The organism is Fervidicoccaceae archaeon, assembly GCA_038734945.1.
Lineage (GTDB): Archaea > Thermoproteota > Thermoprotei_A > Sulfolobales > Fervidicoccaceae > ARK-14.
On the sequence record JAVYOA010000002.1, the window covers coordinates 172,009 to 185,472 of the forward strand.

Consider the following 13,464-nt stretch of genomic DNA (forward strand, 5'->3'; position numbering starts at 1 on the left):
CAGAAAAAATTAGAGAGTTAGCCTCTTAAGCTGCTTGGCCAATCTCTCATATTTTTCAATGTCTTCTTTCGTTAGCGAGGGCTGAACCTGCTCCATTGCCTTCAGGAAGTACTTCATATCTATTGCTCTAGCCTCCAGTTTTTCCCTTAGAGCAAGCATAACTGCCTCTCTAACGAGAGCTTCGAGATCAGCTCCAGTATATCCTTCAGTCATCTCTGCCAGTTTCTCCAAATCTACGTTTTGTGCTAGTGGAACTCTCTTTGTGTGAATCTTCAGTATGCTCAATCTAGATTCCTTGTTGGGTGGAGGAATGTATATGAGTCTATCAAATCTTCCAGGCCTGAGAAGAGCTGGATCTATGATGTCCGGTCTGTTGGTAGCAGCTATTACTACAACGTTTGTCAGAGGCTGAATTCCGTCCATTTCAGTCAATATCTGGTTTACGATTCTGTCCGTAACGCCACTACTATCATATCTAAGTCCCCTAGCTGAGGCAATAGAGTCGATTTCATCGAAGAATATTATGGTAGGAGCAACCTGCCTTGCCCTCCTGAATATCTCCCTTATTGCCTTCTCGCTCTCTCCAACCCACTTGCTCAATATTTCTGGACCTCTAACTGCTATGAAGTTGGCCTCACTCTCAGTTGCTGCTGCCTTGGCAAGCATTGTCTTCCCAGTTCCAGGAGGACCGAACAGGAGGATCCCCTTCGGCGGCCTGATTCCCATGGAATCGTAGATGTTTGGATATTTGAGGGGCCACTCAACTGCCTCCCTAAGCTGCTGCTTCGCTTCCTCCAGCCCTCCTATATCGCTCCATCTCACGTTTGGCACTTCAACATAGACCTCTCTTATCAGCGATGGGCCTACATCCTTCATTGCAGATAGGAAATCGTTCCAACTCACCTTTAGCTCCTTGAGAATTTCGGGCCTTATTGGCCTATTTACATCGATTTTCTTCTCTTCAATGAACCTCCTTATAGCGTTCATAGCAGCTTCCTTAACCAGTGCTGCTATATCTGCTCCTGTGAAACCGTGGGTCATTGAGGCTATTTTCTCCAAATCTACGTCATCAGCCAAGGGCACGTTCCTGGTATGAACGAGGAGAATTTCCTTCCTTGCTTTAACATCTGGTGGGCCAATCTCTATTTCTCTGTCAAATCTTCCTGGCCTTCTGAGAGCAGGATCAACTGCATTTGGCCTATTTGTAGCACCAATAACAACAACTCTTCCCCTCTCTTTCAATCCATCCATAAGGGTGAGGAGCTGGGCAACTACCCTTCTCTCAACCTCTCCTGTGACCTCCTCTCTCTTTGGAGCAATGCTATCAATCTCATCAATGAATATTATTGAGGGGGCATTCTCCTGGGCCTGCTGGAATATTTCCCTAAGCCTCTGCTCGCTCTCTCCATAGAACTTGCTCATTATCTCTGGACCGCTTATAGCTATGAAGTAAGCTCCAATCTCATTTGCGAGCGCCTTGGCAAGCAGGGTTTTTCCTGTACCTGGAGGACCATAGAGAAGCACTCCTTTTGGAGGCTCAATTCCAAGATGCCTGAAAAGCTCAGGCTGCCTCATAGGCAGCTCAACGATCTCCCTTAGCTTCCTCTTTGCTTCCTCAAGGTCTCCTATATCCTCCCAGGTTACTCTCGGTACCTCTCCAGCCTCCACTATGCCCTTTTCCGGCTCTTCTTTCAATATAAGCTCGGTAGATGGAGTTACATACACATTTGCCGTTGGTTGAGTAGAGGTTACAACCATTGTGAGTTCTTCACCGAAAGGAGAGAGGGGGATCTGAATTGTCTCCCCTCTCCTTAGGGGTTTACCTTCCAGCTCCTCTTTCAAATATGATGCAAGGTACTCTAGGTCAATTGGGAATAATCTTATGTTTTCCACTGGAGCAAGAGTTACTTTTGTAGCTGGAGAGGCCTCGGCTTTCCTAACAGTTACGGTCTCTCCAACACTGACTCCAATTGCCTTTCTTAGAAAGCCATCTATTCTAACAATATCTTTGTCCTCATCCTCGGGATAGGCTGGCCATGCCTGTGCAAGAACATTTCCCTTGCTTCCTTCAAGCTCTATGAAATCTCCGGTATTCAGACCAAGCTTCTCCATAATCTTCGTGCTTATCCTGGCTCTTTTTCTTCCTACATCTCTCGACCTTGCTTCACCAACAGTGAGCTTTATTTCCTTCTCCAACAAGAATTCACCCTACTTAATATTATTATGAATTAATAATAATTTTAACAAGCCTTTATTTTTTGATTTCACTTTATTCCTGCTTTTCCTTTTCCTCAATGGGCTCAACTATTAGAACTGGTCCCTCCTTTGAAAGTACTATGACGCTTTCTCCAGGCTTTATATATCCTTTTTTGCTCTTTGCTTTCCAATATTCTCCCTGTACTTTGACATACCCTTCCTCTTCCGGAGATATAGGATCTATTGCTGTTCCCTTGAGCCCCTCGAACTTCCACTCGAATGGTTTTTTCCTCCTAACCTTTACGATTTTATATACGACGAACGCAGTGAAAGAACCGAATGCGATGCCTATTCCATATGCAGCATAAAGGAATGACATGGCATACTGCTGCCCGAATGAATAACCCGTTCCTGTTGGCAAAAGAGCTATCCCAAGGACTAGCATTACTATGCCTGTCCCACCGACTATTCCAAAGCCAGGAAGAACGGCATGCTCAATGAATATGAGAAGCAGGCCGAGCAGTATTAGAAGGACTGAAGTTGCGCTTATGCTGTAACCACTTCCGAGAAAGCCTAAAAGCATCAAGAGAAGCCCTATTGGTGTTACAGCAAGGTGTCCTGATATAATGCTGAAAAGGAGTATCATCATCCCCAAGGAAAGCAGTAGGGTTGATATCGTTGGATCTGAAAGCGCATGTACTAGGTAGTGTCTCAAGCTCATGCTAACATATTCAACGCTTGCTCCATAGGTGTTCAATGTATAGTTTCTATTCAATGCTGGAACATAGACCGTTGTTCCGTTCATCTGCTGGAGAAGCGAATCAAGAGTTGGTGCCACATAATTTATTACTCCATTGCGAAGCGCAGAGTCCGCCCCCAAGTTGAGGTTCTCTGTAACAAACAGATGAATAGCTGTCAAGTTCCTTCCCTTGTTTCCAGCATGCTCATCAAGAAAAGTCAGTATTGGATTGATAATTTTGGATTCATTGGTGGGAGTATATTCTCCAGTTGTTGGATTATATTCAATCGGCTGCATAGATCCTATGATGGTTCCCGGCTGCATGGCAGCTATGTGACATGAGACTAAAATCATTGTTCCAGCGCTTTCAGCCCATCTATCTACCACATAGCCAACAACCGGAATCGTTGAACTATCTATGGAGGTTACTATATTCATTGCTGAATCGAGCAGACCTCCTGGAGTATTGAGCATTATTACTAAGATTGCATTCTGAGATTCGGCATACGAGATTGCCATTGATACGTAGTCTTCAACTGCAGTATCGATAACTCCAGTTACCTTTATGACCACTACTTTTTGCCCTATAGTTGGGTTCTCTTGAGCAAGTGCAGGATGCTGCAGCGCATTGCTTGCAAAGAAAAATAGAAAAATGACAAGGAGAACCGTTATGCTCCTTGAAAAATTGTATTTCAAATCAATCATCTTTGCTATTTCCCTTCACTCCTCTTTTTTGCTTGGAAGCTGCCTGGTCAATCCTATAAGAGTTCCCAAATTCTCGCTTCTGGACTCAGGGGTTACAACTATCAGATTCTTTTCCCTAGCTATTTCAATTAGAGTTTGTAGCTCTCTCAATCTCATTGCCATTGGATGAGTCTCGTAGAATGTTGCTGCCTCAGACATGATGCTTGCGCTCTGTCTCTCTCCCTCGGCCTCAATTATTCTAGCTCTCCTGAATCTCTCGGCCTCGGCCTGCTTAGCTAAAGCTCTGAGCATGGTTTCAGGCAGCTTTACTTCCTTCAGTGTTACTGCAGTGACCTTTATTCCCCAAGGATCTGTGAGCTCGTCGAGTATTGCCTGTATTCTCTTGTTTAGCTCGTCTCTTTTTGATAGAAGATCATCTAGCTCCACCTGGCCTATTATATCTCTCAATGTCGTCTGTGAGAGCATTAGAACAGCATATGAATAGTTTTCGACTGTGACTATTGCCTTGACCGGATCAATTACTTTGTAGTAGATAACAGCATCAACACCCACTGAAACGTTGTCTCTAGTAACGCTCTTCTGCTCGGGCACATCTACAGCTACTATTCTCAAATCAACTTTTATCAGTCTATCCACAAAGGGAATGATGAGGAATAAACCGGGACCCTTTGCCCCCATCAGTCTTCCCAATCTGAATATGACCGCTCTCTCGTATTCCCTCACTACCTTTACTGACATGGAAAGCAATATGATTACGAATATGAAGACTAGAAGGATAGCTGACAAATTGCTTATTAAAACCGATGAAATGTCCATTTTTATATCCCTTTTATAATTTGCCTGTTCGTATATATATCTTTGTAGATTAAGTTTTTCCTTATTTTTTTAATTAGAAAAAAACTTAATTTGATTTTTTCCATTGTTTTCAAACAATTTTATTTTTAAAAATACAGCCTGTTCCTGCTTCAGCAAATTCCGTGAAAAGTTTTAATTAACAGGAATCTTAAAAAAAATTGAGGAATGTAGCTTGCTAAACGAAGAAATGGAAAGAATGAAAAATGAAATAATAAGCTTAATTGATGAGAATGCAAGCAATTGGATAAAAGCAGCATTCTTTTCAGACGAAGTTATTGAAGTTATAATGGAAGGTCTATATTCAAAATGGGAAGGAAACAATGAAGAAGGCAGGCCAATTGATTATGCTACAGCAGATCAGCTGAAGATTATGCTGAAAAAAGCCCGACACTATGCTTCAATGAGCCCAGAGGAAGCAATGAGATTGGTGCTAAAAAGAATGGAAGAGTGACTTTTTCATAATGATTGAAACTGCTTTTTAAAGCATTTCTAGCATCTTTTCTAGGTCCAAAAAGGTGCAGTTTTTAAATTGGAGTTATAGCTGAAGAGCTGCCTTTACCCTTTCTCCGATTTTTTCCGGAGATATTACAAACACAAACTTTATGTCGTCTGCGAGCTTTCTTGGAATGGATTTCTCCAGATCAGCATTATCAGTTATTAGTATTCCTTTCCTCTCACTGTCTATTAGCATGAGTATGAAGTTGAGAAGCTCAATATTGCTTTCAAATCCTCTCTTTCCTATTATGAATTTCACCAAGTAGCCTTCGCCCTTCACATCTGCTATAGCATCGGGGAGGTACTGCATCCCGGTTTTTCCCAGAATGGTCTTGCCTGTATATACCTGTAGACCTGCCTTAGATAGCTCTCCAACATACCACGAAAGCTGCTCCGCGTACTGTCTTGTACCTGCAGACATGGCAAGCATGTTGCTTAGGGACTGTAGAGCAGAATATGCTAGGACTCCGGTTGAAGTAAGCTTAACGAGCTTTTGCTTACCGATTGAGACTTCTGTGATTAGTCCTCCTCTTTCAAGAATATTGAGGTATTTCTGTAGCATCTTCGAGTTCATGTTGGTCTTGTACATAAGATGGGTTTTTTTGATACCTTGTTCCCCTCCCGATACAATTACGCTCATCATTTCATTCAAGATTTCTGTATCTGTTCTATATTTCCTTTCGTCCTTTGCCAGACCGCTTATGGCTCACCAACCTCTCAAATTTTTATTACTTTTTTATATATCATATTAGAACATAATATATATTTCTCTTTGTTGAACGTTCCTATTTTATGTTTTGAAAAGAACCCTTTCAACGCTCCTCTGAATTTGAGAAACTCATTCTACTTCAGAGCTGAACCTGCTTCAGCTGTTCTACAACATAGCTCTTCAGCTCCTCAAGAGACCTCTGGGGAGCTATTATCTTTCCTTCTTCCATCTGCTTGATCATAAGAGGTGTGGGTCTTCTTCCATCTTTGCACAAAGGTGGTGATGATGTCCAGGGAACAACATAGTGCTCTGTTGGTGAACATGCATAGAGCTGCTTCGCCCCGGGAAGCTTTCCTCTCTTGCTCCTTGGAATCCATCTTCCTTCTTCCTCAACTTCAACTATGTCCATGCTTATGTCTATGCTTGGGGGAAAAGCAATTGACGTGCCAACTCCAAATCCATCCGCAATATCTCTCAGCTCAATCAGATCGCTCTCATCTAACCCACCGCTGACAATAATCTTCACATCTTTGAACCCTTCTATGTCAAGTGCCCATCTAACCTCCTCGACAATTTTTTTCATGTCCCCCCTCCTGGAGCTGGGAGTATCGAGCCTAACTCCCTGTAATCTCTTTCCCAAGGTTCTCGCTGCTAACAATGCCTCCGCCCTCTCATCCCAAAATGTGTCAACAAGCATAATGCGTGGAACCTTAGGATCCATGTATTTATCAAAGCTCAGCCATGCCTTTGACTGATCATTGAAAACAATAATTAGGCTATGAGGCATTGTTCCCGTAGGCTCCAAATTATTGTACTTCTTTGAGAGCACACCGCTAACAGCATCCACTCCTCCTATATATGCTGCCCTATCAGCCATTGGGGCTAGAGCTGGATGAAGGCTTCTTATCCCAAAGAACAGGAGAGTTTTGTTTCCCGCTGCTAACCTCATTCTAGCAGCCCTAGTTGTTATGGACGAGTAGTGCCTCAGTATGCCAAGAACTATTGACTCCATTTCAGCGAAGTCGTAATATTTCCCCTCAATTAGCATTATTGGCTCTCTCTCGTAGAAAATAGTTCCCTCCGGCAGAGAATAGATATCTACAGCTCTTCCCTTCATAACATAGAGAGCTTCCTCCAGACCACTGAATACAGCCCACCTGTAGCCCTCTGGGAGCCCATATACGTGAAATTCAGCCCTTACTTTTATGTCCTTCAACCCTTCCTTCTCAAGAATTGTTTTTACTCTTGTGAAATAAACATCCGTTGCCTCTCCATCAATGATCTCCTTTTCATTTGCTATATATAGCCCCATTCTATTCCCCTCTCTACGCTCAAAAACACATCCAACAAGTTAAAAATTAAAGAGAAGGTGTTTATAAGATATGCATTAGTAGCTGCTGGTAAATTTCAGTTTTTAAAAAGTTTTCTGCAGATGAGAATTTTGAATGAGAAAGACGAAAATCTGTCAAATCCTTTTGAATTTGTTTATTTTCTGCCCTTTTTTCTGATGTAGAACCATGGCCCCTCTATTCTTTCAGAATTGCATTTTGGACATTTCGATGGCCTCTTCACCTTTTCCCTATCCCTGAATGTATAGCCACATGTCAGGCATCTTGCTGGGATCATTTCGACTATTTCTGAGTTCCCGCTCCTCTTCCTCACGCTCCTCATAACATGTTCGAGATCAGTGTGAATGCTGTTCACTTCTCTTCCACTAAGTCCGAGTATTTTTGCTATCTCCTCTGCCGTCAGCGGCTTCTCAGCTTCCACGAGTATTCTATAGATTTTTTCCCTTCTTGTTAGAAAATCCGAACCGATCATGTTTTTTTCCCTGAAATTCATGGAGTCTCTCGGTCCGTGAATTCTTCATCCCATATAAGGTCAGCTCGCTGAATTCCGATCATCCTCCACTCCCGTTTTTAAATTGAATCTTCGGATGGGCAATTTAAGATGAGAGGCAACATTTTTTACTGCCCAGGCGAATTCAGCGCTTCCAATGCTTCTCCTGAATTTCAGCTTGTTGTATTTCATTCGTAGAAGAATCCTCCCATTTTCGTCAATTACATCCACGATGCCCTTCACTCTTCCTCTTGGATTTCTCACGAGCCTGACTTTTACTATAACTTCCCCGGAGCGGGGCGGTTTGGGCTGAATAATGGTAGATTCTCCTTCCTTGTATAGAGGAGGAGCATTTCTTTTTTTCAGAGGATCTATCTCCCTTACCTCGCTCCTCGAAACATAGAAGGCATTCTCATAGTAAGCATGCTTTCCTGACTTGCTCTTTGATCTCTCCCTCCTGATCTCAATTGACAATGTCTCTCCCCTATTCTATGAGAAGAACTTCATCTCCAAGTTTTACACTATTCAGTTCCTCAACTACAACAGACATGCTGTATGATGATATATCAGCTGTAAAAATCACTTTGTTTTTTATTCTGATTTGCTTTATCTCTGATTCCTTTCCAAAAATGCTTCGAGAGAGCAAGTTCCCTCCCTCGGTAGAATATTCAGAAATCTCCACTATAAAGCTCCCATTCTCGCATTTTATGTTCAGAATTGCTGTCCTTCCCATCAAAATTCACCCTCCTTTTTCAGGACTTTTAATTAGACCTATTTCCTTGAGAATTAAGGGAAGGAGGTCCTTCCCCCTCTCGAGAATTCCGAAGCTTCCACTTCTGCATTCGACTTCATTGAATGTCAATATTCCGTCTGATTTTATGCCTTGATAGTATAGCAGAAATGGCACAGGAGAATCGCTGTGTGCCCTCAGCTGACAGGGGGTTGCGTGATCCGATGTAACCAATATTGCTATTTCTCCATCTTCTAGCTTATTCACTAAGCTTCCGAAGAAATACTTATCAATTTCCCCTATTATGTTTGCTTTTAGCTCGAGATTTCCATCATGGCCAGGCTCATCTGGTCCCTTCAAGTGCACATAGACTACATCTGATCTTTCCAGAGCCTCCACTGCCTTGCGTGCTCTGTATTTATATTCACCTTCTCTGTTCTTTCCTTCAGGAGGGGGAAGTGTGATAACATTCATTCCTGCTGCTTTTGCGATTCCTATCTCAACTGGCATCTCAACTAGTGCTGTGAACTGAAGGTTTCCAAATTTTGATGATAGGCTCTGAAGCACTGGAGATTTTCCCCCTCCATCTCTCAAAAGCACAGCATTTGCTGGGGGAAGACCTCTATTTATTCTTGAACGGTTAACTGGATGCTTATCTAGAATATCTATTGCTTTCCATGTAAATTCATTGACAAGCTCACAGGTCCTTCTGTTCTCCTCTTTCCCTAATAGAGGAATGCACTGTGAGATCTTATTTTCAAAGCTGCTTGCCGAAATTGAGATCTTTCCCCTTCTAATATAAGCAGGATCTGTGTTGCCTACTTCATCTCCCAGGTCAAATTTCTCACTACCTATGACAACAACAACTCTATGTCCCACGCTTGCTCTAACTCTAGCATATCCTCCGTTCAATGTAATCCCATCGAGAGAATTTGCCAGGCTCTCAGCTTCCTCTCTTGTGAATATTCTTCCGGCTCTTCTGTCCAATATTCTTCCAGTTGAGGGATCAACCGTAGCAAAGTTTCCTCTGAAAGCCACCTCTCTTCTCTCTGCTAATGAGAGACCAACACCCAAAGCCTCTATAGGTCCTCTCCCTGGATGATCCCTGTCTGGATCGTAGCCCAGAAGCGATAAGACTGCAGCATCGCTCTCCGGTGGTATTCCCCTTCCGATCGTGAAAAGCATCCCACATTTTCCCTTTCTCGCAAGAAGATCTATGTTGGGCTTCTCCGATACCATGTACGCAGTTCTCCCAAGAGAGGGATCACCTGCTGCTCCATCAAGTACAACATATAGGAGCTTCAAGACATTCACCTCCAATCCATCATGGATGAGATAGCTCCCGGGATCTCTCTAACCAGCATTTCAGATGTGAAAAATTCTCCATACCTCTCAAATAGTTTGTCTCCTGCATAGCTGTTGATAAAGGATGCTATGCAGGCTGCATGAAATGGAGTTGGGGTTCTTTTTGAGAGAGATGCAATGAGTCCTGCTAGGACATCCCCGGTTCCTCCGATGCTCATGCCAGGATTTCCTCCCCTTTTCTCTCTACATTCGCCTTTGAAGCAAATGTAATCAATCGGACCCTTCGATAAGACAATGGATTTAGAGGATATCGACAGCTCCGAAGCATTCTTCTTCCTGTCTTCACTTTCGGCTATTCGGTACCCCCTTAGAAGGAGAGATAGCTCCCCTCTATGAGGGGTAATCACAAATCTACTATCAAGCTCAGGAGCATATTCTGAAATGCATTTGAGAGCATCAGCATCCACAACTATTGCCCTCAAAGACTGCTCCGACCTCATCCTCTCAATTATTTCTTTTGTGAAAGAGCAAGTTGATTTGTTGTAGCCCATCCCAGGTCCAATAACAGCGGCACTCGATCTGCGAACAAAGTTCATGACAAAATCTGCATTCTCTGGGGAGAAATAATGCTCTCCCACTCCAACAGCAATAATTGATGGGGAGAAAGAAGCTACTATTTGCTTAATGGAGCTGGGCACAATTGTGAATACAAGGTCAGCTCCAGAAGCGAGAGCTGCTAGGGAGGCCAGCGAAGGAGCTCCAGAATATTCAATCGATCCCCCTATGACAGAAACTACTCCTCCATCCCCCTTCTTGGCATCCTTTGGCTTTCTTGCTAGAAAGTTTCTGACATCTCCTGGTCCTACAATTATCTCTGCTTCATCGGGTATGCCAATATTGCATATTTCGATGTTTCCACTATACTCCTTATCCTTGAGTAAGCCTGGCTTTAGAAAATGCATTGTGATTGTATAAGAAGCTCTAACAGCGGTTGGCTTCCCGTCATGGGTAGCAGGAATACCTGTATCTGGGTCTATTCCACTTGGTATATCTATTGAAACTATTGGTAGAGAGGAGGAGTTCATGAGCTCTATTGCTCCAGCAATGGGCTCTCTCAGCTCACCTCTCACTCCAGTTCCCAAAATAGCATCCACTATGAGCTTTGCATTTTCCCTTGTCAAGCTAGGAAGGTGTTCATAGCTAAGTATGTTCAACTTGTTTCCTTCAATTTTCCTAAGCAACATGAAATTTCTCTTAGCATCCTCATGGGTGATTTGTTCCTCACTGAATAGTGTTACCAGTGCTACCTTGTATCCCATTGAAGCTAGATGCCTAGAAGCTGCAAAACCATCTCCTGCATTTCCCCCCTTTCCAGCAACGACAATGATTTTTTCATTGAACTCACCAAATGTCCTTCGTATAAACTCAGCTACGCATTTGCCAGCATTTTCCATCATAAGTATTGTGGGCATTCCAAGCCATTGTGCATTTTCCTCTATTGCCCTTATTCTCCTGCTCTCATAGACTTTTCCAAACATGCTCTCACTTCGTTTCGATTCTGAGATCCAGGCCGAATTTCTGTGCTGCCCTCTTTATTCGCTTCAGCCTCTTGCTCAACAATCTTGCTTCCTCCGAGGGCACTCTGAGTATAGCTACACCATTAGATATCTCGACTTCCGCATTAGGAGCCAGGGTCTCAAGCTGTCTCTTTATCCTCAAATCCTCTGTTCTCTTTCCTTTCCTTATTGGAACCACAACCGTCTGCTCACCGAAGGTGTATATTTCGTACTCCAGCTCTCCGCTCAGGAAGTCCCTAACTTCAACTACGGGTCTGGATAGCTCCGCCTCCTTCAACCCTGTAGGGAGCTTGACAGTCATTGATACTTCGTAGACCTTTGATATTTCCCCTTTGTCTATGAATATTACCGTGTCTATTATGCTTGGAATTACTCCCAGCTCAACTCTTCCTATGAATCTCTGTATAGCATCTATTGGAGAAGTTGCATGGAGAACCCCAACCATTCCTATTCCGGCAAGCCTCAGATCTACATATAGCCTGAAATCCTCATCTCCCCTCAGCTCATCGAAGAATGTATAGTCAGGCCTGCTCAGCAGCATAATATCGTGCAGCTCATCCTTTTCAGCAAAGTTCTTGCTGTATTGGACAATTTGTGGAGAGAGCCTCATGTCTCTTGGAGATTCTATCGTGTTTACAACTTTCCCATCACTTAAATAGAATTCCGCCAGTGCTTGGGCAAATGTTGTTTTTCCCATGCCAGGAGCGCCAGCAATCAATATTCCTTCGGCCTTCTTTCTGAACCTCTCTATTAGCTTCTCAGGCGGTCTGTAGTCCTCAAGTTTTAGCTTGACTATTGGTTTCACAGCTGTTATCATCCACTTGCTGCTAAAAGGTGGTCTGGCTATAACGATTCTATATGAACCAAGCTGAACTATCGTGCTTCCCTTTCTATCGATTTCCACAAAGCTGTCTTCCCTGGACTTTGCTGCTTCGATTATCTCATCGAAAATGCTCTGCATTTCGCTTCTAGTCAGAATTTGGTTTGAGATCCTCTCATATGCCCAAGCTCCAGGCTTCCCCTTCTTTGCCATTGGATAATTATCTTCAACCAAGTGGATGCTCATCGTAGATTCATCGAAGAGCTTCTCTATTTTAAGAGGAGATTCTGTTCTCTCAGAATAGAATAGAACGCTTATCCCGATGGAAGAAGCTAGTTCTGCTGCCACACTGCTTCCAGAGACTATTGCACATCCTCTCTGAAGGGCTATCTCCCTTACTAGAGCTGAGAGAGATGCCTGATCTTCCTGATAGACCTGGCGCTGTGGGGAAAATAGATCTATGTTGATTATACCAGAAGAGGCAAGATCCTTTAGCTTTCTCAGCTCCTCAAGTCCAGCTATGCCTACAGCTTTTCCTTCACTGGCCTCTTTTTCAATGAGGGTAAGAATAGGGGATAAAAGTATGATTGTCGATCCCTTTGGTATTGACCCTGCTTTTACGAGCCTACTGACTATTCCCTGCACTATTGCCGAATAATCGGCTACATACGCTGTTTCAACATTTCCAGCTGCTGTGAAGAAATTTCGGTACATGTTCCTTCGAACACCCTTGCTATAAATCATGTTTGAACAGTCAAATAATATGAATTGAGTTATGAAGATTTAATAATTTACTGAATAATAGTTTCATGAGGCTGGACGGTGTGGAATGGGAAATAGAAGGAGATAGCAGTTTCAGGTATTTGAAGATTATCCTGGGAAGGAATGAAAAAATTGTGGCAGAGCCAGGGGCCTTTCTAATGAGCAGGGGAAACTTTCACGTTGAAACAAGCAGTGGAGGTGTTGTGAATGCAATATCCAGATCTCTTTTTGGTGGTGAGTCCTTCTTTCTCAACACTTTTACTGCTTTAGAAGATGCCGAAATATTTCTGGCACCATCTCTTCCAGGTGATATTAAGCACATTCCTCTTGATGGAAGGAAAGGAATAATAGTTAAGGATGGTTCCTTTTTGGCTTCCTATGGTCAAGTAAAACTGTCTACTGCTTGGAAGGGTATCACGGGAGCAGTAGCAGGAAGCGGCTTTATTTGGCTGAAGGCTGAGGGGATCGGGGGGATCTGGGTATCTTCCTTTGGCTCAATAATTGAAGTCGATACGAAAGAGGGGAAAAAGCTCATTGTAGACAATGACCACATCGTGGCTTTTGACGATCAGCTAAAGTGGGAAGTGAAAAAGTTCAAGGGGATAAAGTCCTTCTTATTTGGAGGAGAAGGCTTTATAATTGAGCTTTATGGAAATGGAAAAGTGCTCGTTCAAACAAGAAATTTGAGGGCTTTGGCTTCCGCATTGGTGCCATTTCTCCCAAAGAGGTAGG

At 43.1% G+C, this 13,464-nt stretch carries 13 protein-coding genes; 2 read left to right on the forward strand and 11 right to left on the reverse strand.

Annotated elements, in window-relative coordinates:
- Positions 1-9: 9 nt before the first annotated feature.
- The 3 genes from QXR92_02155 to QXR92_02165 all read right to left on the reverse strand — a co-directional run bounded on the left by QXR92_02155 (position 10) and on the right by QXR92_02165 (position 4,456).
- Positions 10-2,196 (reverse strand): CDC48 family AAA ATPase, encoded by a 2,187-nt coding sequence (locus tag QXR92_02155; GenBank protein MEM0318812.1) that lies wholly within the window; start codon positions 2,194-2,196, stop codon positions 10-12.
- A 73-nt stretch (positions 2,197-2,269) separates the two neighbouring features.
- Positions 2,270-3,631, reverse strand: a complete 1,362-nt coding sequence (locus QXR92_02160) for a nodulation protein NfeD (protein ID MEM0318813.1) — start codon at positions 3,629-3,631, stop codon at positions 2,270-2,272.
- A gap of 24 nt (positions 3,632-3,655) precedes the next feature.
- Entirely contained in the window at positions 3,656-4,456 is an 801-nt protein-coding gene (locus QXR92_02165; protein ID MEM0318814.1) for a slipin family protein, read from the reverse strand.
- A 211-nt stretch (positions 4,457-4,667) separates the two neighbouring features.
- Here QXR92_02165 and QXR92_02170 point away from each other — a divergent pair, with 211 nt between their 5' ends.
- Entirely contained in the window at positions 4,668-4,946 is a 279-nt protein-coding gene (locus tag QXR92_02170; protein MEM0318815.1) for a hypothetical protein, read from the forward strand.
- A gap of 84 nt (positions 4,947-5,030) precedes the next feature.
- Here QXR92_02170 and QXR92_02175 read toward each other — a convergent pair whose 3' ends face one another.
- The 8 genes from QXR92_02175 to QXR92_02210 all read right to left on the reverse strand — a co-directional run bounded on the left by QXR92_02175 (position 5,031) and on the right by QXR92_02210 (position 12,684).
- The gene (locus tag QXR92_02175) at positions 5,031-5,693 is read right to left on the reverse strand and encodes a winged helix-turn-helix domain-containing protein (GenBank protein ID MEM0318816.1); all 663 of its coding nucleotides are present in this window, start codon (positions 5,691-5,693) and stop codon (positions 5,031-5,033) included.
- Positions 5,694-5,838: 145 nt separating this feature from the next.
- Positions 5,839-7,011 (reverse strand): nicotinate phosphoribosyltransferase, encoded by a 1,173-nt coding sequence (locus QXR92_02180; protein ID MEM0318817.1) that lies wholly within the window; start codon positions 7,009-7,011, stop codon positions 5,839-5,841.
- A gap of 173 nt (positions 7,012-7,184) precedes the next feature.
- Complete coding sequence (locus QXR92_02185; protein MEM0318818.1) at positions 7,185-7,520, reverse strand: HTH domain-containing protein; 336 nt, start codon at positions 7,518-7,520, stop codon at positions 7,185-7,187.
- Between the two features lie 60 nt (positions 7,521-7,580).
- A complete protein-coding gene (locus QXR92_02190; protein MEM0318819.1) occupies positions 7,581-8,012 on the reverse strand; it encodes a hypothetical protein in 432 nt (143 codons plus the stop codon).
- Positions 8,013-8,022: 10 nt separating this feature from the next.
- A complete protein-coding gene (locus tag QXR92_02195) occupies positions 8,023-8,271 on the reverse strand; it encodes a hypothetical protein (protein ID MEM0318820.1) in 249 nt (82 codons plus the stop codon).
- A gap of 6 nt (positions 8,272-8,277) precedes the next feature.
- The gene (locus QXR92_02200) at positions 8,278-9,573 is read right to left on the reverse strand and encodes an alkaline phosphatase family protein (protein MEM0318821.1); all 1,296 of its coding nucleotides are present in this window, start codon (positions 9,571-9,573) and stop codon (positions 8,278-8,280) included.
- A 5-nt stretch (positions 9,574-9,578) separates the two neighbouring features.
- Positions 9,579-11,111, reverse strand: coding sequence for an NAD(P)H-hydrate dehydratase (locus tag QXR92_02205; GenBank protein MEM0318822.1), 1,533 nt, complete (start codon positions 11,109-11,111; stop codon positions 9,579-9,581).
- A 4-nt stretch (positions 11,112-11,115) separates the two neighbouring features.
- Positions 11,116-12,684, reverse strand: a complete 1,569-nt coding sequence (locus QXR92_02210) for a PINc/VapC family ATPase (GenBank protein ID MEM0318823.1) — start codon at positions 12,682-12,684, stop codon at positions 11,116-11,118.
- A gap of 110 nt (positions 12,685-12,794) precedes the next feature.
- Here QXR92_02210 and QXR92_02215 point away from each other — a divergent pair, with 110 nt between their 5' ends.
- Positions 12,795-13,463, forward strand: a complete 669-nt coding sequence (locus QXR92_02215) for a TIGR00266 family protein (GenBank protein ID MEM0318824.1) — start codon at positions 12,795-12,797, stop codon at positions 13,461-13,463.
- The last annotated feature ends 1 nt before the right edge of the window (position 13,464 follow it).